This window comes from Arenimonas daejeonensis (assembly GCF_007993735.1).
Lineage (GTDB): Bacteria > Pseudomonadota > Gammaproteobacteria > Xanthomonadales > Xanthomonadaceae > Arenimonas > Arenimonas daejeonensis.
In genome coordinates, this window is sequence record NZ_CP042453.1 from 2778103 (window position 1) to 2798194 (window position 20092).

The window sequence follows — 20092 nt, forward strand, 5'->3', positions numbered from 1 at the left end:
ATCGGCTTCGCCGGCTTCGTTCATGCCGCCATTCTACCTGCGGGTTCCGGCGCTCAGCGGCGCATAGGCGGCAGGCGCAGGTAGGTGGCCGCGCGCCACAGCCATTCCATCGGCCCCATGCGGAAGCGCGACATCCAGGCCCGGCTCCACAGCACCTGCAGCAGGAACAGCGCGAACACGAAGGGCACCTGCCAGGCGCGCGACAGTTGTTCGAAATACCCCAGTCCGTAACCGAAGAAGATGCCGGTGCAGATCAGCGACTGCAGCAGGTAGTTGGTCAGCGCCATCTGCCCCGCCGGTGCCAGCCGCGCGAGCGGACCGGCGAGCGCGGGCGATTGCAGGCCCTTCACGATCCAGGCCAGGTAACCCAGCGCCATCAGCGTGCCGCCGAGCGTGAACAGGCCCATGGCGGTGGAAGTCCGCAGGTTCATCGTGACCATGTCCGAAGTCGGCGCCAGCAGGTACGACACCAGCACCATGGCCAGGCCCACCGGCAATGCCACCACGCGCAGGCGGCGATGGAAACGCTCATGTTCCTGCGGCCGCGCGATCACGCCGCTGCGCACGAACCAGGCACCGACCAGGAACAGGCCCAGCAGCTGCGGGCCCCAGAACATCAGGAAGCCCATCATCATCTTCAGGTCGGCCAGGCGCTGGGCCGTGGCCTCGGCGAAAGTCCCGCTGCCGTAGGCCTGGCGCTGCGCCTCGAGCACGGCCGCCATTTGCGCGCCCTGTTCGGCCATCGAGGCATCCATCTGCGCGGCCGACCCCGGCACCATCTGCACCAGCGAAACGAGCGCCCCCAGGCCCAGGATCAGCACCGACGGCAGCAGGATGAAGGCGATGCCCCACTTCGGCAGCCGCGACACCGGCGTGCGGCGGAAGAACAGCAGCAACACCACCGCGATCAGCGAATAGGTGAACAGGATGTCGCCCGACCACACCAGCAGCGCATGCGCCAGGCCGATCGCCATCAACGCCAGCACGCGCAGCAGGTAGGTCATGAAGAACGGCCGCTGCGCCGCCTCGGCGCGCACCAGCATCACCGCGAAGCCCATGCCGAACAGCAGTGAGAACAGCGGATAGAACTTGCCCTGGACGAACAGGTAGACCAGCGTGTCGGCGATCCGGTCGGCGCCGGTGAGCGCCTGGTCCACGCCGGTGAGCGCGCCGTTGAGCGGCCCGACCATGCCCTCGATGTTCATCAGCAGGATGCCCAGCAGGGCGAAGCCGCGCAGCACGTCCATGGCCTGGATGCGCTCCTGCGGCAGCAGGGGCGCGGCGATCGTCGGTCCGGTCATCGGGTCGTGCTCGCTTGAAGAGTCACCGGATCATCCGGCCTGCCCTGCACGGCCGCAAGCCCGGCGCAAAACAAACGGCCCGCCGAAGCGGGCCGTCGCGGTTTCCGGAGCAGGACGCGTCAGTGCTGCGCGCCGCCCTCGCCGTGCACGTGGCCGTGTTCGATCTCGACCGGCTCGGCTTCGCGCACGTCGACGATCTCGACCTGGAACTGCAGCGCCTTGCCGGCCATCGGGTGGTTGAGGTCCACGTCCACCACGGTGGCGCCGACCTTGAGCACGGTGACCGGGCGCGGGCCCATCGCGGTGTTGAGCATCACTTCCTGGCCCGGGCGCAGGCGCGCCTCGCGGAAATGTTTCTTCGGTACGCGCTGGGTGAATTCGTCGCGGCGCTGGCCATAGGCCTGGTCCGCTTCCACGACCGTCTCGAAGCTGTCGCCCGCGGCGTGGTCCATCATCGCGGCCTCGAGGCCGGGGATGATGGCGCCGTGGCCGATCAGGATGGCCAGGGGCTCGCGCTCCTTGGACGTCTCGATCGCAGGCTGGCCGGGTTCGGACACGGTGTAATGGAAACGGACGACGCGGTTCTTCTCGATCTTCATGGGGATTCCGGGATGGGGCCGGTGACGCGACCGGCAGGATCGGGCAAACTCGGCCCGTGACAGCGAGCGCGCATTATCCCGGCCCCTCCCGCCCGGCGCCAGTTCCCCGGGCTGCGGCCACCCTTCCGCTGCTGCTGGCCCTGCTGCTGGCCGCCTGCTCGTCTTCTCCCCCGCCCCGCCCCTCGGCCGCGTCCACGGCGCCGTTCAAGGTCGAGGACGTCACCCCGGACGACCCGCTGCGCGCCAACGATGTGCTGATGCGCGCCCTAGGCCTGGTCGGCACCCCCTACCGCTGGGGCGGCAATACGCCCGAAGGTGGCTTCGACTGCAGCGGCCTGGTCGGTTATGTGTTCCTGGACGCGGCCAAGGTCTACCTGCCGCGCACCACCCGAGAGATCGCGAAGTTCGACGCCGACACCCCGCCCCGCTACAAGCTGGCGCCGGGCGACCTGGTGCTGTTCGGCGACCGCGGCTCGGTCTTCCACGTCGGCATCTACGTCGGAGAGGGCCGCTTCGTGCATGCCCCCAGCACCGGCGGCACGGTCCGCCTGGACCGGCTGGACGGCCCCTACTGGGGTCGGGTCTACACCGGCGCCCGCCGGGTACTTTGACGGAATTGCCTGAACGGATTTCCGGATCCGTTGCGGCCATTTTTTGCGGACTGCGTCACCCTAGGCTCCCGTTTGGGTGACAAACTGTGACGCAATGCGTCATCCGACCCCCTTTCGGCCCACCAAACCTTCGCATCGACCTGTTGGCATGGGACTTGCTTAAGCCCTGCTACCGGCGCTTCTGCGCGGCTCTTCGTCAACCATCAAAGGATCCACCAATGACCCTGCTCCGCAATTCCCTGCTCGCGATCGCCGTTTCCGCCTCGATGTTCGCCGCCACCGCCAATGCGGCGACGACGACCGACACCTTCCGCGTGTCGATCACCATCGCCAACACCTGCACGATCGGCATCACCGATCTGGACTTCCTGTCCCACACCGACCTGGTCGCCGCCAAGACCGCCACCGCGACCGGTACCGTCACCTGCACCACCACCAGCCCGATCGCCGTGACCTTCAACGTCGGCAGCGGCGGTGGCACCTATGCCAGCCGACTGATGACCAACGGCACCGACACGATCTCCTACAACATCTACAAGGAAATCGGCCACACCACCGTGCTCGACAACACCCCCGCGGGCACGGTCGCCCTGACCGGCACCGGTACCTTCACCGTGTTCGGCCAGACCACGGCCGGCCAGCCGATCAAGCCGGGCGGCACGTACACGTCCGACATCATCGCGACGATGACGTACTGATGCATTCCCGCGCCGCCGCCATCGCGACGGCCCTGGGCCTGATGTTCGCCGCGTCCGCCGTTTCGGCGCGCGGCGAACTCCAGGCGGGACCGACGCTGCTCGAGATCCAGCCGGGGGCCACGTCCACGCGCCTGCAGCTAAGCAACACCGGCGACGAGTTGGTGGCGGCGCAGGTCCGTGTCTACGCCTGGACGCAAGTCGACGGCGAAGACCAACTGCAGGAAACCGATGTCGTGGTCGCCAGCCCGCCGATCGCCGAAGTGCCGGCGGGCGGCGAACACCTGGTCCGCGTCGTGCTCGCCGGCCCCGCGCCGACGGACGGACGGGACCGGGCCTACCGCGTCGTGGTCGACGAACTTCCGGGTTCGGCCGACGCCGACACGAGTGGCGTCCGCGTCCGCATGCGCTTCGTGCTGCCCGCGTTCGTGCGCTCCAAAGGTGCGAAGGCACCTGCCCTTTCCTGCCATCTGCGCGATGGCGATACCCGACTGGCCTGCCGCAACTCGGGTGGCCAGCCGGCCCAGCTCGGCGCGACCACCCTGGTCGCCGGAGCCAGCAAGCTGGCCCTCAGCGAGGGCCTCTTCGGTTATGTGCTGCCCGGCAGCGAGCGCCTCTGGACGCTCCCGACGGAACGCCCCGCGCTCGCCGGCACCATGACTCTCGATACCTGGATCAATGGCCAAGCCGCGACCGTCACCGTCGAACGACGGCCGTAAGCTCATCGCCACCGCCATCGCTGCCGCCTGCCTCGGTCTGGCTGGCGGGGCGCGCGCGGATGCGTCGGCCGGCGCCTATGTTTCGCTCGACGAGGCGCCGTCCAAGGCGGAGTCGCTGGGCGAACAGCGCCTGTTCCTCGAGATTTTCCACGACGACCGGCCGATCGGCCTGGTCGCCGAAATGCGCCTGCGCGACCAGCGCATGTGGGCCACTCCGCAGGAGCTGGGCGAGATCGGCCTGATCGTCCCCGCCAACCTCGCCACCGACGACGAGGGCCTGGTGCCGCTGGACGCCCTGCCCGGCCTGTCATGGCGCTACGACGCGGCGGCGCAGCGCCTCCACCTGGGCATCCCTCCCTCGCTGCGCCCGGAGCAGGCACTCGGCTACAAGGCGCCAACGGCGGTGAAGGCTGATCGTTCGAGCGGCTGGCGGCTTGGCTACGACGCCTACGGCCAGCATGCCGAAAACATCGACACGCTGGCCTGGGAACATCGCTGGCCTGGTTCGGCCGGCTGGGCACCTTCGAACTGGACGGCGTCACCCATCTCGCCGACGCCCCGGAAGGCGGTACCGGCCGCGGCTTCGAACGTCTCGACACCCGCTGGACCTACAGCGATCCCGAACGGATGTGGACCTGGACCGTCGGCGACCTGGTCAATGGCGGCCTGGCGTGGTCCCGCCCGGTGCGCATGGGTGGCGGCCAGTGGCGCCGCAATTTCTCCACCCGCCCCGACCTGGTGACGATGCCGCTGCCGCGCTTCAGCGCCGATGCGACGCTGCCGTCGGCCGTCGAGCTCTACGTCGACAATGTCCGCCAGTTCGGCAGCACCGTGCAGGACGGCCCCTTCGTGCTCGACGCGATCCCGTCCATCAGCGGCGCCGGCACGGCCCAGCTGGTCGTGCGCGACGCGCTCGGCCGCGAGACCACCACGACCATCCCGCTCTATTTCGACAACGAGCGCCTCGCCACCGGACTGACCGACTTCAGCGTCGAACTCGGCCTGCTGCGCCGTGGCTACGGCGGCCGCGCGAACGACTATGGCGACGATGCCGCCGCCAGCGCCAGCTGGCGCCGCGGCATGACCGACACGCTCACGCTCGAGGCGCATGCCGAAGCGACCAGCGGACTCACGCTCGCGGGCGCCGGCATCGTCTGGGCACCGGGCAACCGCTGGGGCCTGGTCAATGCCTCGTTCGCGCGCAACAGCGGCGACGAGGACGGTTGGCAGCATTCGATCGGCTATCAGTACAGCACGCGCCACTGGGGCCTGGACCTGCAGAGCCAGCGCCGCAGCGAAGGCTTCCGTGACCTCGGCGACGCCAGTGTGTTCATCGACGAACTGCCCACCTCGCTGCCCGAGGAAGACCGGGCGACGTTCTGGGTGCCGACGATCGCCGGCGATTTCTCGGCGAGCTGGATCCGCTTCGAGGACCGCTTCGGCAACCGCAACGAGGTGCGCTCGCTTTCCTGGAACCGGCAGTTCGAGGCCGGCTTCTTCCTGACCGCGAGTGTCTTCGACGACGGCGGCCAGCGCGGCGGCGGCATCAACATCACGATCCCCCTGTCCGGCAACCGGCAGGCGTCGGTCTCGGTGCAGGATTCGCAGATCGGCGGCACCGAAACCGTCGCCGCCCTGCGCCAGGACATCCCCTACGAGGGCGGCTGGGGCTGGGGCGTGCAGGCCAGCGACCGCACCCATGGCGAGGGCCAGGGCCGCGCCTACGCCGGCTATCGCAACGATCACATCGAAGCCGCCGCCGGCATCGAACACAACCCGAATTCCGACAGCATGTTCGCGCAGACCTCCGGCAGCATCGTCGGGCTCGGCGGCAATGTCTTCTTCGCGCGCCGCATCAACGACTCCTTCGCGCTGGTCTCCACCGGCATCGGCGGGGTGCCGGTGCTGTACGAAAACCGCCTGTACGGCCATACCGACGCCGACGGCCACCTGCTGCTGCCCGACCTGCGCGGCTGGCAGCGCAACCGCGTCGCGATCGACCCGGACGAACTGCCGGCCAATTACCGCATCGGCGACATCGAAAGGCTGGTGACGCCGACCGACCGCAGCGGTGTGCTGGTCGAGTTCGATGTGCATGTGCAGGCGCCGGCGATCGCCGTCCTGCTGGGCCGCGATGGCGAGCCCCTGCCCGCCGGCCAGCGCGTGAACCGTGACGACGGTGGCACCTTGGTCGTCGGTTTCGACGGCGAGGCCTATTTCGAGTCGTTGGATCAGGCTACCGTGCTGGAAACCCCGGCCGACGATGGCGTCTGCCGGCACGCGCTGCCTGCCGTCGATTCGAATACCGATGGCACGCCCGTCCGCCTGGGGCCGGTAGCCTGCGAATGGAGAGCGCGATGAAATCCTTCCTTGCCCGACTGGCGTGCACGCTGGGGCTGCTGATCGCAGCCACACCGGCGTTCGCGCAGAACTGCACCGCGACCGTCGACCCGATACTGGAGTTCGGCACCCAAGTCGGGCTGCCGACGCCAGGCACCACCGTCACCGCCGACATCGACATCACCTGCGAGCGTCCCGCCTTGGGGCATCCGGGTCTGCGTCGGCATCTCCGCGGGCACGGGCACCGGCAGCACCGTGGCCGGCCGCAGGATGTCGATCACCACGCCGGTGGCCGACAACATCGGCTATGCGCTCTACCAGGACCCGTCGCTGGCGACCGCGTTCGGAAACACGGGCAATTCCCGCGTCCTCGTCCTGTTCAACACGTTCCTGTCCTTCACCCAGACCAAGACGGTATCGGTGCATGGCCAACTCACGCCGGGACAGACCGGGCACTCGGTCGGCAATTACCTGTCCACGCTGACGGTCTCCGCGCAGGCGCAACCCTATTCGCTGTTCGGCTCGCCGCCGGATTGCGGAACAACGGGCGGCACCACCCTCGCACCGACCACGTTCCAGGCGCACCTGCTGCTCAACCCCGCCTGCACCGTCTCCGCGGCGCCACTCGACTTCGGCACGGTCGGCGCGCTGACCGGCCACAACGCCACCAGCAACATCGCGGTGACCTGCACCCGCAGCGCCGCCTACAGCATTGCCCTGAACGGCGGCACCGTCACCAACACCGTCGCCAACCGACAGATGCGCCTCGGCGCCGGACCGAACACCGTCAGCTACCAGCTCTATCGCGATGCGGGACGGACCCTGGTCTGGGGCAACACGGCCGGCAACGTGGTCGGCGGCACCGGCAACGGCCTGGCGCAATCCGTGCCGGTGTACGGACGGGTGCCGCCGCAGGCGGCGAAGCCGACCGGCACCTATGAAGACACCGTCACGGCGACCGTGACCTACTGACGATCACGCCGGGAGCATCCCGGCGCGACCGGCTCAGCGCTTCGGCTCCGGCCGCAGCCACAGCCAGATGCCGACGACGACCATGATCGTGGTGCCGGTCGCGGCCATCCACCATTCCGGCGCGGTCAGGAAAAACACCACCGCGCTCAGACCCATGGTGCCGATCGCCCAGTATTTCGCCTTGCGGCTCACCGCACCGCTGGCTTCCCAGTCGCGGATCATCGGCCCGAATACGTGGTGCGCAAGCATCCAGGCATGCAGGCGCTTCGAACCCCGGCCCGCGGCATAGGCCGCCAGCAGCACGAAGGGCGTGGTCGGCAGGCCCGGCAGGAAGATGCCGACGATGCCCAGGCCCAGGCACACATAGGCCAGGATCAGCCACAGCCAGCGGCGGACTTTGAGGCCAGTGCCCATCAGGAGCGCAGGTTGGCGACGGCCTGTTCGATGTCCTTGCTCAGGGCCATCACTTCGGTCGCGTACCTGGCCAGGCGGCAATCGTCTTCATCCACGGGTTTGGGGCGGCACGGGTGTGGGCCGGCCATCGGCCTGGTCCAGCGCCACGAATACGATCACGCAGTGCGTGCACAGCCTGTCGTTGCCGTCCTGCATCGGGTCGCGGGCGCGCACGCCGACCGCGAAATGCATGCTGCTGGTGCCGGTATAGACCAGCTTGGCGGTGACCGTCACCAAGTCGGAGGTGTGGATCGGCGACACGAAGCGGATGCCGCCGACCGCGACGGTGACGCTGTAGTGCCCGCTCCAGCCGACCGCCGCCGCGTAGCCGACCTGGTCGATCCATTTCATCACCACGCCGCCGTGCACCTTGCCGCCGTAGTTGACGTCGGTGGGCTCGGCCAGGAAACGGAAGGTCAGTTCGCGCTGTTCACCGCTCATGCACCGGCTCCTTGCCGCATCGCGGCGGGGTGGGTTCAGACATCCGTGACGGGGTCGGCGGCGCCGGCCAGCGCGTCGCGCACGGCGCGCCGGCGCATGCGCGCGTGCAGGCGGTCGCGGCGGCGGGCCAGATCGCGGGCCAGCCGGATCCGGGTGTCGCTGTCCGGCGCGACGGCCTGGTCGGCGCGCGCGGCAGAAGTCGGCATAGGCGCCGACCACGTGGCGGATCCGGCGCATCAGCAGTTCGAGCATGATCGCGTCGTCGAGCAGGCCGATCACGGCCACGTCGTCGGGGATCAGGTCCTCGGGGTCGCTGAAATAGGCCAGCAGCCGCAACACCTCGGCGCGTTCGACCTGCGGCAGGGCCCAGGCCTCGTCCTCCAGCATGTCGATCAGCCCCTGCACCTCCAGGATGCGGCGGCGGATGTAGCCGGGGGCGGTGGCGATGGGCAGGGTTTCCAGCCCGTGCCGGGCCGCGGCGACGATGTCGCATTCCTCGGCGCAGGCCACCCGGCGCTCGGCACGGGCCAGGGCTTCGTGGAAACGGTCGATGTCGCCGGGTTCGAGTTCGAATGAGATCTTCACGCGCCCATCCTACTTCAGCCTGAACAGGCCATTCACCCCTTCCGGGCGCCGACTGGCCCCGGACGCGGCTTTCGCGTACAGTTCGCGGCGTTTGCTGCACGGCTGACCGTTTTCCCCGGTATGCCCGCCACCCAGGCCCCGAGCGTCGCTCGCCCTGCGTCTGGCCCCACTCCGCACGCCTTTCGCTGCGCAAACCCGTCAGGCCCGACTTGGGCCCTGCCGTAAAACCAGCTTCACCAGCTCGCAGCGCGGTTTCAGGGAACGCTCCGGGTTACGCAACGGAGTACAACCATGTCTTTCGAAACCCTTGGGCTCGCGCCCGAGCTGAACCGTGCGCTCGCCGAACTCGGCTACGCCAACGCCACCCCGATCCAGGCCGAAGCGATCCCGCTGGTCATGGCCGGCCACGACCTGATGGGCGGCGCCCAGACCGGCACCGGCAAGACCGCCGCGTTCTCGCTGCCCCTGCTGCACCGCCTGGCCCAGGCCGGCCCGATGCACGGCCCGCGCAAGCCGCGCGCGCTGGTGCTGGTGCCGACCCGTGAGTTGGCCGTGCAGGTGTTCGACAGCCTGCGCGCCTACGGCAAGCACCTGCGCCTGAACGCCACCACCATCTACGGTGGCGCCGGCATGCAGCCGCAGATCGACGCGCTGCGCCGCGGCGTGGACATCCTGGTGGCCACCCCGGGCCGCCTGCTCGACCATCTCGAGCGCCGCAGCGTGGACCTCTCGCACGTCGAGATCCTGGTGCTGGACGAAGCCGACCGCATGCTCGACATGGGCTTCCTGCCCGCGATCAAGCGCGTGATGGCCAAGATCCCGTCGCGCCGCCAGACCCTGCTGTTCTCGGCGACCTTCGAGGACGCGATCAAGAAGCTGGCGATGGAATTCCTGCGCGAGCCGAAGGAAGTGCAGGTGTCGGTGCGCAACGCCGTCGCCACCAACGTCACCCACATCGTGCATCCGGTGGATGCGAGCCGGAAGCGCGACCTGCTGCTCGAGATCCTGAGCAAGCGCTACGAGGACCAGGTGCTGGTGTTCGGCCGCACCAAGCACGGCTGCAACCGCCTGTCGGAGCAGTTGGACAAGGCCGGCATCAATTCGGTCGCCATCCACGGCAACAAGAGCCAGGCGCAGCGCCTGAAGGCCCTGCGCGACTTCAAGTCGGGCAAGGCCCGGGTGCTGGTCGCCACCGACGTCGCCGCGCGCGGCCTCGACATTCCGCTGCTGCCGATGGTGATCAATTTCGATCTGCCGATGGTCGCGGAAGACTACGTGCACCGCATCGGCCGCACGGGCCGCGCCGGTGCGTCCGGCGAGGCGATCTCGCTGGTGTCGCATGACGAAGGCGGTCTGCTGCGGGCGATCCAGCGCGTGCTCAAGGCCGACATCGAGATGGTCGAGGTCGAGGGTTATTCGCCGAGCCGTCCGATCCGCATGGGCAACGATGCGCCTTCGCCGGCCGGTCGTCCGGGTGGGCAGCGTCCGCCGCAGCGCCATGCGCGCCGTCCGCACGCGGGCAATGGCGAGCGCCACGCGCATGCCGGCCCGAAGAGCCACAGCGGCAGCCGCGACGGAAGCCGCGGCCGTGGCGACAATCCGCGCGCCGCTCGCTGATTCCTGCTGTTTCGCTTGATGGAAAGGGCCGCCTTGTGCGGCCCTTTCTTTGGGCTCGCGGTTGGGGGTTGGCGTCGCCGGAAGCACCGGAGGAGTGAGACCCTCTTTCTGCTCAGTGAAGCCTTTTATTTCGCAGAAAGAGGGTCTCACTCCTCCGGCACTTCCGGTTCGGATCATCCGGATCGCTGATTGGAGTTCATGAGCGGCATCGGCGCTTTGCTTGCGCGTAGGCCTTGCGGGCTTCCGCATGTGGGATCTTTCCTGCGCCTTGTCGTTTGCTAAAACGCTCGCGTCCCTTGTCGGCAGCGCGCCTCCCGTGGGGCGCGTTCCCTGAACGCGTCCGGTGCCATTTGCGCAAACTGGTCAGGCGTACTCGCCGCTGCGCGGCGAAAGGCCAAAACGGAATCCTTGCGGCGAGGTGATCACCCGCCCAAGGGTATGCGGCCTGCCATGTGCAGTTGTCGTCGCAGTTGTCGTTGCAGTTGCGGTTCGCCGCCCAGCGGCGAGTCTTCGTCGCAACCTTGCCGAAATGGCACCGGACGCGTTCAGGGGAACGCGCCCCACGATAGGCGATCCACCCCGATTTTGAGCGAGCCCCCACTTAACAAACCGCGTGGCGCAAGAAAGATCCTCCATGCGAAAGCCCGCAAGGCCTACGCGCAAGCAAAGCGCCGACGCCGTCAGGAACTCCCTTCACGAAACGACACGGGTGGTACCGGCGGTGCCGGAGAGTCGAAGGTCTCTTTCTGCGAAATAAAAGGCTTCACTGAGCAGAAAGAGACCTTCGACTCTCCGGTATCGACGGCGCCATACCCACCAAGCCACTTGCCTTCCGTCACGCGGAGCAGGAAGCTCCCGACCATCCCGGGCAAGGAGTGAAGACATGTTGCGGAGCATCCTGGCGGTGTTGGCGGGTTTCCTGGTGATGGGCATCACCGTGGCCGCAGTGCAGTGGCTGGGGCACACGCTGTATCCGCCGCCGCCCCTGGACATGAGCGACCGCGCCGCCATGGACGCCGCCATCGCCGCCATGCCCGCCATGGCCCTGGGCTTCGTCCTGATCGCCTACGCCTTCGGCATGTTCCTGGGCGCCTACACCGCCAGCACCATCAGCCTGGCGCACCGGCGCGGCGTCGCCTTTGTCCTGGCCGTCGTGATGCTGGCCCTGATCGTCATGAACTTCCTGTCCTTCACGCATCCGATGTGGATGGTCGTGATCGGCCTGCTGATCCCGTTCCCGTTCGCCCTGATGGCCTGGAAGCTGGCCCTGCGCTAGGCCTTCGGACCGGCGGAACGCACGCTAAGCCAAGCACCTGCCAGCAGCAGGCCCACCGCTACCGCCTGCGTCCAATGCGGCGCGGCGCGGCCGAAGAGCAGCAGCAGGCCGGTGGACAGCAGCGGCGCCGCATACGACAGCGTTCCCAGCACGGCGATGTCGCCGCGTTTGGTGCCGATGTCCCACAGCCAGAAGGCGATGCCGGTCGGCCCCAGGCCGAGCACGGCGATCACGCCCCACTGCAGCGGCGTCGGCACCACCGTGGTCTCCAGCGCGAAATGCGCCATGGCGCCCAGCAGGCCCACCGCCAGGCAGGCGCCGGCCATCGCGGTGCTGGGCACCGCTTCGAAGCGCCGGTTGAGCACCGAATAAAGGGCCCAGACCAGGGCCGCGCCGAGCGCCGCGAGATAACCGGGCACGTGCGCCGGATCGATGTCGACGCGCCCGCCGCGTGACACCAGCAGGAAGGCCGCCGCCAGCCCCAGCGCCGTGCCCAGCCACTGTGCCGGCCGCACCGCTACGCCACCGAGCATCGCCGCGAACACCACGATCAGCAGCGGCCACAGGTAATTGATCAGGTTCGCCTCGACCGCCGGCGCGCGCTTGAGTGCGATGAAATACAGCGCGTGGTAACCGAACAGCGCGCCGATGCCGAGCGCACCGGCCGCCAGCGGCTGTTTCAGCGCCGGGAAGCCCGGCCCACCCGGCCGCAACAGCAACAGCACGCCGGACACGCCGGCGATGCCGAAGCCCAGCGCCAGCAGCTGGAACGGCGGGATGTCGCCGGTGGCCGTGGTCAACACGGCCAGCGACGACCACAGCAGCACCGCGGCGAACCCGGCCAGGGTGGCGCGACGACGGGAGGCGGCAGGGGTCATGGCTTGATCGGTGTCAGGGTCGGCAGACAATACCGAAACCCGGGGGAACTCACGCGGCGGTTTCCGCCGGACGGGCGATAATGGCCTCCCTTTCCGGAGACCCCGATGACCCTGCTGCTGTTCCTCGCCGGCCTGGTGCTCTTGATCCTGGGCGCCGACCTGATGGTGCGCGGCGCCTCGCGCCTGTCGCTGTCGCTGGGCATCGCGCCGCTGGTGGTTGGATTGACCGTGGTGGCCTTCGGCACCAGCGCGCCGGAACTGGCGATCTCGATCAAGGGCGCGCTGGGTGGCCAGACCGACATCGCGCTGGGCAACGTCGTGGGCAGCAACATCTTCAACGTGCTTTTCATCCTCGGGCTGTCCGCGATCCTGGCGCCGCTGGTGGTCGACCGGCAGTTGATCCGGCAGGAAGTGCCGATCCTGATCGGCCTGTCGGCAGCCGTGGCCTGGATGGCGCTCGACCGGGTCGTTTCGATGATGGACGGCGTCATGCTGGTGGCGGCGCTGGTTGGCTACACGGTGCTCCTGTACCACCAGGGCAAGCGCGCGCCTTCGGTGGAAATCGCCGATCCGGCGCTGGTCGCCATCGCCGCGCGGCCGGGCCTGATGTCGCGCCCGTGGGTGCAACTTCTGCTGGTCGCCGTGGGCCTGGGGATGCTGGTGATCGGTTCGCAATGGCTGGTGCGTGCCGCCACCACGGTCGCGACCCTGCTCGGCGTCAGCCAGCTGGTGATCGGACTGACCATCGTCTCGATCGGCACCTCGCTGCCGGAAGTGGCCACCTCGGTGATCGCCGCGCTGCGTGGCGAACGCGAGATCGCGGTCGGCAACGTGCTGGGAAGCAGCATCTTCAACCTGGCCGCCGTGCTGGGCATCAGCGCGGTGGTTTCCGGTACCGGCCTGCAGGTGCCGGGGGCCTTGCTGGCCTTCGACCTGCCGGTGATGGTCGCGGTGGCCGTGGCCTGCCTGCCGGTGCTTTTCACCGGCCACCTGATCGCGCGCTGGGAAGGCGTGGTGTTCCTGGCCTATTACTTCGCCTACACGGCCTACTTGATCCTCTACGCCCAGGACCACGACGCCCTGGACGAATACACCTGGTGATGCGCACCGTGGTGTTGCCGCTGACCGCGCTGACCCTGGCGGCCGTCGCCTGGCGCGAGCTGCGGCAATGGCTCCGCGGCAGGCGCTGAAACTCAGAACGGCTTGGCGAGCACCAGCCAGATCACCGGGATCAGGAACAGCAGCGGCAGCTCGTTGAACCAGCGCAGCGTAGTCGGCGACGGCAGTTCGCCACCGGCCGCGGCCTTCTTCAGCCAGCGGCCCGCGACGATGAAATAGGCCAGCAGCGCCGCCACCAGCCCCAGCTTGGCGTGCATCCAGCCGCCACTGATGCCGAAGTACAGCCACAACACGCCGCCCAGGATCACCGCGATGCCGAACATGTTGTGGCCGAAGCCGTAGAGTCGCCGCCCCATCAGCACCAGGCGCGCCTGCACCTCGGGCTGGCCGCGGGTCTCGGCCAGGTTGATGGGAGGATGCGCGGCAGGTAGAAAACGGTCGCCATCCACGCGATCACGAACAGCAGGTGGAAGGTCTTGGTCCAGAGATAGGCCACGTGCGGTTTCCTCGGTCGGTGTCAGCGGCAGGCCGGCTTGCGCCCGGCGGCGCGGGCCTGCTGGTAGGCGGGCATCAGGCCGGGCGCGGCGGCCTGAAGCGACTTGATGCGCTGCTGCGGGTCGGGATGGGTGGACAGCAGCGCCGGAACCCGGTTGCCGCCCGACTGGGCGATCATGTTCTGCCACAGCGCCGCGGCTGCGTTCGGGTCAAACCCGGCCTGGGCCATGTAACGCTGGCCGAGCACGTCGGCCTCGCTTTCGTGCTTGCGCGAGAACGGCAGGATCACGCCCGCCTGCGCACCGGCACCGAGCAGGCCCAGCAGCTGCTGGCGCTGGCCGCCGGTGGCGGAGTTGGCGATCTGCAGCGCGGTCTCGGTGGCGAACTGCTGCGACACGCGTTCGGCGGCGTGGCGCGAGATCACGTGGCCCAGCTCGTGGCCGATCACGGCGGCGAGCTGGTCCTGGTTTCTGGCGACCTTGAGCAGGCCGGTGTTCACGCCGACCTTGCCGCCCGGCAGGGCGAAGGCGTTGGCGCTGTCGTCGGCGATCAGCGCGACTTCCCACTTCTGGCTGCGCGCCGGCTCCGGCAACTGGGCGATCAGGGCATCGGCCACGCAGCGTACGTAGCGGGCCTTGGCCGGGTCGTTGGCGACCTTGCCGCTGGTCTTGATCTGGTTGAAGGCGGTGGCGCCCATCTTGTCCATGTCGGCGTCGCTGACCAGGATCAGCTGGGACCGGCCGGTGGGGGTGGTGCTGCAGGCGACCAGCAGGGCCAGGACGGAGGCGGCGAGCAGTTTCGCGGGGGCATACGCATGGGGACTCTCCTTCGCGGACCGGGCCCCATGATTCCGGCATCGCCCGCGGGCCGCAATACCGCTGCGGTTCAGGCGGTTACGGGCGGATTGGGGTACAATCGCGCGCCTTCTTCGTGTCCGTGGTGTGCCGGAATGCGAAGTACCTCGCTTCCTCCAGGACTCCCATGACCGCCCAAACGCCCGAGGCGCCCAGCGCCACGCTCCATTTCCGTGATCTCGCCCTCAGCGAGCCCCTGCTCAAGGTGCTGGCCGAGGTCGGCTACGAGTCGCCCTCGCCGATCCAGGCCGCGACCATCCCGCACCTGCTCGGCGGCCGCGACGTGCTGGGCCAGGCCCAGACCGGCACCGGCAAGACCGCCGCCTTCGCCCTGCCCATCCTGTCGCAGATCGACCTGACGCAGACCAAGCCCCAGGCCCTGGTGCTGGCGCCGACCCGCGAGCTGGGGATCCAGGTCGCCGAGGCCTTCCAGCGTTACGCCTCCTACATGCCGGGTTTCCACGTGCTGCCGGTCTACGGCGGCCAGCCCTATGGCCCGCAGCTGTCGGCCCTGCGCCGCGGCGTGCACGTCGTGGTCGGCACCCCGGGCCGCATCATCGACCATCTAGAGAAGGGTTCGCTGGACCTGTCGCTGCTGAAGAACCTCGTGCTGGACGAAGCCGACGAGATGCTGCGCATGGGCTTCATCGACGACGTCGAGGCGATCCTGAAGAAGATGCCGGCCGTGCGCCAGACCGCGCTGTTCTCGGCGACGATGCCGCACGCGATCCGCCGCATCGCCCAGACCTACCTCAAGGACCCGGTCGAGGTCACGATCGAGGCCAAGACCCGCACCGCCGAGAACATCCGCCAGCGCAGCTGGGAAGTGTCCGGCCTGCACAAGCTCGACGCGCTCACCCGCATCCTGGAAGCCGAACCCTTCGACGCCATGATCGTCTTCGCCCGCACCAAGCAGGCCACGGACGAACTGGCCGAAAAGCTGCAGGCCAGGGGCTTCTCCGCGGCGTCCATCAACGGCGACGTGGCCCAGGCCCAGCGCGAGCGCACCATCGAGCAGCTCAAGAACGGCAAGATCGACATCCCTGGTCGCCACCGACGTCGCCGCCCGCGGCCTGGACGTGGACCGCATCAGCCATGTCGTGAACTACGACGTGCCCTACGACACCGAAAGCTACGTGCACCGCATCGGCCGCACCGGCCGCGCCGGCCGCAGCGGCGAGGCAATCCTGTTCATCGCCCCGCGCGAGCGCGGCATGCTGCGCGCGATCGAACGCGCCACCCGCCAGCCGATCACGCCGATGGAGCTGCCGACCGTGGCGGCCGTCAACGACGTGCGCATCGCCAAGTTCAAGCAGCAGATCAGCGACACGCTGGCCTCGGGCGAGCTGGCCGAGTTCCGCAAGCTGATCGAGGACTACGAGCGCGAGAAGAACGTGCCGGCGATCGAGATTGCCACCGCCCTGGCCAAGATGGCCCGCGGCGACGTGCCGTTGCTGATGGAGCCGCCGAAGTTCGAGGCCAAGAAACGCGCCTTCGACCGCGATGTGCAGGCGGCGACCGACAAGTTCGCCCGGCCCTCGCGTTTCGACAAGCCCGAGCGCGGCGAACGCCCGGCCCGCGCCGAGCGCCCCGCCTTCCCGAAAAAGCAGCGCGAGGCGCGCACGCCGGACGAAGGCAAGTCCACTTTCCGCATCGAGGTCGGTTACGACCATGGCGTGAAGCCGGGCAACATCGTCGGCGCCATCGCCAACGAAGCCGGCCTGGACGCCAAGCACATCGGCCGCATCGAGATCTTCGAGGACCACACCCTGCTCGACCTGCCGGACGGCATGCCGGCCGAGATCATGCAGCACCTCAAGGGCGTCTGGTGCGCCGGCCAGCAGCTGCGCATCACCCGCGACGGCGAGACGCCGGATACCGCGGGCAAGAAGCCCGCCGGCAAGAAGTCCTTCGCCGGCGCCAAGAAGGAATTCGGCCCGCGCAAGTTCGGTGGCGACAAGCCGCCGTTCAAGAAGCCGCACCGCAAGGGACCGCGCGCCGAATAAGCAGCCACGGTACCGGCCGGCATGCAGACTGACGTCCTGGTGATCGGCGGCGGCGCGGCCGGCCTGATGTGCGCCATCACCGCCGGCCGGCGCGGCCGGCGCGTGCGGGTGGTCGAACACGCCAACCGCTGCGGCAAGAAGATCCTGATGTCGGGCGGCGGGCGCTGCAATTTCACCAACACCAGCACCACGCCGGCGAACTTCCTGTCGGCCAATCCGCATTTCTGCAAGTCGGCGCTGGCGCGCTACCGGCCGGAACACTTCATCGCCATGGTCGACGCGCATGGCATCGCGTACCACGAGAAGGAACTCGGGCAACTGTTCTGTGACGAGTCGTCCAAGCAGATCGTGGCCATGCTTCTGACCGAATGCGCGGAAGCCGGCGTGCAGGTGCAGACTTCATGTTCCGTGGAATCGGTCGAAGCGCTGGCCGGCGGCGGTTTCCGCGTGCGCACCTCGCAGGGAATCCTGGCCGTCGAATCGCTGGTGGTCGCCACCGGCGGCCTGTCCATTCCCAGCATGGGCGCCACCGGCTTCGGTTACGAACTGGCGCGCCAGTTCGGCCACACCGTGCTGCCGACCCGCGCCGGCCTGGTGCCACTGACCCTCAGCGGCAAACACCAGGAACACTATGCCGACCTCGCCGGCGTCGCCCTGCACGTGTCGGCGCGCTGCGGCAAGGCGCGCTTCGACAACGCCATGCTGGTGACGCATCGCGGCCTGAGCGGGCCGAGCATCCTGCAGATCTCGTCGTACTGGGAACCGGGCAAGGAACTGCTGCTCGACCTGCTGCCCGAACACGACATCGAAGCCTGGCTGCTGGAACGCCAGGCCGCGCAGCCGGCGGCGGAACTGAAGACCGTGCTCGGCGACGTGTTCCCGAAACGTTTCGCCCAGCGCCTGTGCGAAATCTGGTTCGCCAACAAGCCGATGCGCCAGTACACGCACCACGAGCTGCCGAACATCGCCCGGCAGCTGGCGCACTGGCCGATCGTGGCCAGTGGTACCGAGGGTTACCGCACCGCGGAAGTCACCTGGGCGGTGTCGATACCGACGGCCTTTCCTCGGCCACGATGGCCTCGAAGCACGCTCCCGGCCTGTATTTCATCGGCGAGGTGGCGGACGTCACCGGCTGGCTGGGCGGCTACAACTTCCAGTGGGCCTGGGCCTCGGGTCACGCCGCCGGGCTGGCGGCGTGACCGGAACGCGGCTTACTTGATCGGCTCGTCCAGCATCAGCTGGCGCGCGAAGCGCACCGGCGGCGCGCCGAAGGACAACATGCGGTCATTGTAGGTCTTGAGGTCGAAGGCATCGCCGGCCTTGGCCTTCGCCGCTTCGCGCGCGTCGAAGTGTTCCTGCGCGCCGACGAAATAGGTCGCCAGCTGGGTCGAGGACAACTGCGCTCGTACCCACTTGCCCTCGGCCTCGCGCTCCTGCTGGAAGGTCTGGCGCACCATCAGGTCCATCGCCTGGTCCTTGGTCCAGTTGTCGACGTGCACGCCCTGGTCGAGGATCGCGTTGGCGACCGCGCGCGCGTAGAACTTCAGCTGGGTCAGGCGGAACAGCGGGTTGTTGTCCATGTAGCCGGCGTCGGCGACCATGCGTTCGGTGTACACGGCCCAGCCTTCCGCGAACGGGCCGGAACGCAGCACCGCCCGCAGCGTGGACGGGTGTTCGGCCGAATGCACGCCCTCGAGGTAGTGGCCCGGCATCGCCTCGTGGATGCTGAGCACGTGGATCATGTAGTTGTTGTATTCGCGCAGGAAGGAATCGACCTGGGCGTCGGTCCAGTCGTCCGGGATCGGCGAGATCGCGTAGTAGGTGTCCAGGCCCTTGTCGAGCGGGCCCGGCGAATCGCAGTAGGCCACCGAGAATCCACGCTGGAACTCCGGCATCAGGATGATCTTGACCGGGTCGTTGGGTACGGTGACCAGGTCCTTCTCGCGCACGAACGCCGTGGCGACGTCCAGCGTGTGCTTGGCGAAGTCCACCACCTCGTCGCGGCCCGGCTTCTCGGCGTAGGCCAGCTCCAGCGCCGCCTCGATCGCCGCCTGCTTCTGCGTCTCGTCCGGCACTTCCGGCGTTGCCGGCGCGCCTTCCCGGCCGGCCAGCACACCCCGTGCGACCACGTACATCTCGTCGCGCACACGCGCCAGCTCGGCCTCGGCGCGCTGGCGGATCTCCTGGCGCGTCAGCGAGGAGTTCAGGGCGAACTTCAGCTGCTGGTCGTACTTCTCGGCGCCGATGCGGAAATCGCCGGCGGCGTTCGGCACCAGGGTTTCGTCCAGCCACTTCTGGTGTTCCTCGACGGCCGCGCGCACGGTGGCGACGGCGGCATCGAGGCGGGTGCGCTGCTCGCCGTCCAGCTGCCCGGCGTTGGGCACGATGAAGGTGTCGAGCAGGGAGATCACGCCGCGGTTCTGGCGGGCAACGGTTTCCGCATGCGTCTTCGGCACGCGGGCCGGGTCGAGGTTGGCGCGCGCCTGCGCCAGCAGGCCCGGCAGTTTCTCCATGCGTGCGGTCGCCGACACCAGGCGTTCGGGCATCGGCGCGAAATCGCGCGCCATCAGGCTGTAGATCGCGCCGCCGGCCAGGCTGCTGTAGCTCTGCGGATCCCAGGCCCAGCGCTGCAGCACGGCCTCGTCCCAGAGCCCGTATTCGAGCTGGTTGCGAAGGATGGCGGCGTCAACCTTGGTTCTCGCGCGAAAGTTGCGTTGCATCGATCTTCCCAAGGTCCGCAAGCAGGCCTTCGGCCCAGGCGACGGCCTTCTGCCGGCCTTCGGGGCTCAGGTCGTCGAGCTCGGCGTCGAAGCGGTGGTCGCCCATGCCGGTCGCATAGACCGGGCTGAGCGCCAGGCCTTCATCGAGGAAACGTGCGGCGATCGCCGCGAAGGCGGTATCGGCTTCGGACACCGCATCCGTGGCGGCGGCCGTGGCATTGGGGTCGGAAGCCGGTGCCTGGCCGCCCGGCGCGCAGCCGGCGAGCAGGGTGGCGAGGATGGCGGCGGCTAGCAGGGAATGGCGCATCGATAGGCTCTCGTTCGGGGCGAAACCCGAAGCATAGTCGCCCGGACGGCTCGACGCTGCCCGGCCTGGAAAGCCGTACGGGCCGGTATGGTAGAGTCCGGCGA

General features: G+C 68.6%; 15 protein-coding genes and 6 pseudogenes. 12 read left to right on the forward strand and 9 right to left on the reverse strand.

The window, feature by feature from the left end:
• Positions 1 to 53 precede the first annotated feature (53 nt).
• Together FRZ33_RS13695 and FRZ33_RS13700 are read right to left on the reverse strand one after the other, a co-directional pair.
• Entirely contained in the window at positions 54 to 1301 is a 1248-nt protein-coding gene (locus FRZ33_RS13695; protein ID WP_146910284.1) for a DUF418 domain-containing protein, read from the reverse strand.
• A 119-nt stretch (positions 1302 to 1420) separates the two neighbouring features.
• On the reverse strand, positions 1421 to 1900 hold the full coding sequence (locus tag FRZ33_RS13700) for an FKBP-type peptidyl-prolyl cis-trans isomerase (protein ID WP_146910286.1): 480 nt from the start codon (positions 1898 to 1900) through the stop codon (positions 1421 to 1423).
• A gap of 56 nt (positions 1901 to 1956) precedes the next feature.
• Here FRZ33_RS13700 and FRZ33_RS13705 point away from each other — a divergent pair, with 56 nt between their 5' ends.
• The 6 genes from FRZ33_RS13705 to FRZ33_RS13730 all read left to right on the forward strand — a co-directional run bounded on the left by FRZ33_RS13705 (position 1957) and on the right by FRZ33_RS13730 (position 7237).
• The gene (locus FRZ33_RS13705) at positions 1957 to 2511 is read left to right on the forward strand and encodes a C40 family peptidase (protein WP_227977902.1); all 555 of its coding nucleotides are present in this window, start codon (positions 1957 to 1959) and stop codon (positions 2509 to 2511) included.
• 218 nt (positions 2512 to 2729) lie between these two features.
• On the forward strand, positions 2730 to 3209 hold the full coding sequence (locus FRZ33_RS13710) for a spore coat protein U domain-containing protein (protein WP_146910290.1): 480 nt from the start codon (positions 2730 to 2732) through the stop codon (positions 3207 to 3209).
• On the forward strand, positions 3209 to 3925 hold the full coding sequence (locus FRZ33_RS13715) for a fimbrial biogenesis chaperone (protein ID WP_146910292.1): 717 nt from the start codon (positions 3209 to 3211) through the stop codon (positions 3923 to 3925). Before FRZ33_RS13710 ends, FRZ33_RS13715 begins: the two co-directional genes overlap by 1 nt.
• Positions 3885 to 4667, forward strand: a complete 783-nt coding sequence (locus tag FRZ33_RS13720; protein ID WP_146910294.1) for a hypothetical protein — start codon at positions 3885 to 3887, stop codon at positions 4665 to 4667. The genes FRZ33_RS13715 and FRZ33_RS13720 overlap by 41 nt, the downstream gene beginning before the upstream one ends.
• On the forward strand, positions 4553 to 6286 hold the full coding sequence (locus tag FRZ33_RS13725; protein WP_146910295.1) for a fimbria/pilus outer membrane usher protein: 1734 nt from the start codon (positions 4553 to 4555) through the stop codon (positions 6284 to 6286). The genes FRZ33_RS13720 and FRZ33_RS13725 overlap by 115 nt, the downstream gene beginning before the upstream one ends.
• 186 nt (positions 6287 to 6472) lie before the next feature.
• Entirely contained in the window at positions 6473 to 7237 is a 765-nt protein-coding gene (locus tag FRZ33_RS13730; RefSeq protein WP_227978357.1) for a Csu type fimbrial protein, read from the forward strand.
• A 33-nt stretch (positions 7238 to 7270) separates the two neighbouring features.
• On the opposite strand, the gene FRZ33_RS13735 is transcribed toward FRZ33_RS13730, so the two are convergent.
• The 3 genes and pseudogenes from FRZ33_RS13735 to FRZ33_RS13745 all read right to left on the reverse strand — a co-directional run.
• On the reverse strand, positions 7271 to 7651 hold the full coding sequence (locus FRZ33_RS13735) for a YbaN family protein (RefSeq protein ID WP_146910299.1): 381 nt from the start codon (positions 7649 to 7651) through the stop codon (positions 7271 to 7273).
• Positions 7651 to 8131 (reverse strand): annotated as a pseudogene (locus FRZ33_RS13740) (acyl-CoA thioesterase). The gene FRZ33_RS13735 and the pseudogene FRZ33_RS13740 overlap by 1 nt, the downstream one beginning before the upstream one ends.
• Positions 8132 to 8389: 258 nt before the next feature.
• A pseudogene (locus tag FRZ33_RS13745) lies at positions 8390 to 8518 on the reverse strand (DUF1232 domain-containing protein); the annotation flags it as partial.
• A gap of 489 nt (positions 8519 to 9007) precedes the next feature.
• Between FRZ33_RS13745 and FRZ33_RS13750 the strand changes: the two are divergent.
• Entirely contained in the window at positions 9008 to 10333 is a 1326-nt protein-coding gene (locus FRZ33_RS13750) for a DEAD/DEAH box helicase (protein ID WP_146910300.1), read from the forward strand.
• An 883-nt stretch (positions 10334 to 11216) separates the two neighbouring features.
• Positions 11217 to 11609 carry a hypothetical protein gene (locus FRZ33_RS13755; protein WP_146910302.1) on the forward strand — a complete coding sequence of 131 codons (393 nt, stop codon included), beginning with the start codon at positions 11217 to 11219 and terminating at the stop codon, positions 11607 to 11609.
• Here FRZ33_RS13755 and yddG read toward each other — a convergent pair.
• Positions 11606 to 12487: an aromatic amino acid exporter YddG gene (gene yddG / locus FRZ33_RS13760; RefSeq protein WP_146910304.1), complete on the reverse strand. Its 882-nt coding sequence runs from the start codon at positions 12485 to 12487 to the stop codon at positions 11606 to 11608. The two genes, FRZ33_RS13755 and yddG, sit on opposite strands and share 4 nt — an antisense overlap.
• Positions 12488 to 12592: 105 nt before the next feature.
• Here yddG and FRZ33_RS13765 point away from each other — a divergent pair, with 105 nt between their 5' ends.
• On the forward strand, positions 12593 to 13588 hold the full coding sequence (locus FRZ33_RS13765) for a calcium/sodium antiporter (protein ID WP_227977903.1): 996 nt from the start codon (positions 12593 to 12595) through the stop codon (positions 13586 to 13588).
• A 92-nt stretch (positions 13589 to 13680) separates the two neighbouring features.
• On the opposite strand, the pseudogene FRZ33_RS13770 reads toward FRZ33_RS13765, so the two are convergent.
• A pseudogene (locus FRZ33_RS13770) lies at positions 13681 to 14102 on the reverse strand (CopD family protein).
• 21 nt (positions 14103 to 14123) lie between these two features.
• The gene (locus FRZ33_RS13775) at positions 14124 to 14807 is read right to left on the reverse strand and encodes a M48 family metallopeptidase (protein WP_146910306.1); all 684 of its coding nucleotides are present in this window, start codon (positions 14805 to 14807) and stop codon (positions 14124 to 14126) included.
• 275 nt (positions 14808 to 15082) lie between these two features.
• Here FRZ33_RS13775 and FRZ33_RS13780 point away from each other — a divergent pair.
• The 3 genes and pseudogenes from FRZ33_RS13780 to FRZ33_RS17855 all read left to right on the forward strand — a co-directional run bounded on the left by FRZ33_RS13780 (position 15083) and on the right by FRZ33_RS17855 (position 18160).
• Positions 15083 to 16961: pseudogene (locus tag FRZ33_RS13780) on the forward strand (DEAD/DEAH box helicase).
• Positions 16962 to 17027: 66 nt separating this feature from the next.
• A pseudogene (locus tag FRZ33_RS13785) lies at positions 17028 to 17936 on the forward strand (BaiN/RdsA family NAD(P)/FAD-dependent oxidoreductase); the annotation flags it as partial.
• Complete coding sequence (locus FRZ33_RS17855) at positions 17864 to 18160, forward strand: NAD(P)/FAD-dependent oxidoreductase (RefSeq protein ID WP_425480638.1); 297 nt, start codon at positions 17864 to 17866, stop codon at positions 18158 to 18160. The pseudogene FRZ33_RS13785 and the gene FRZ33_RS17855, both read left to right, overlap by 73 nt.
• 12 nt (positions 18161 to 18172) lie before the next feature.
• On the opposite strand, the pseudogene FRZ33_RS13790 reads toward FRZ33_RS17855, so the two are convergent.
• Positions 18173 to 19988 (reverse strand): annotated as a pseudogene (locus FRZ33_RS13790) (DUF885 domain-containing protein).
• Positions 19989 to 20092: the final 104 nt, after the last annotated feature.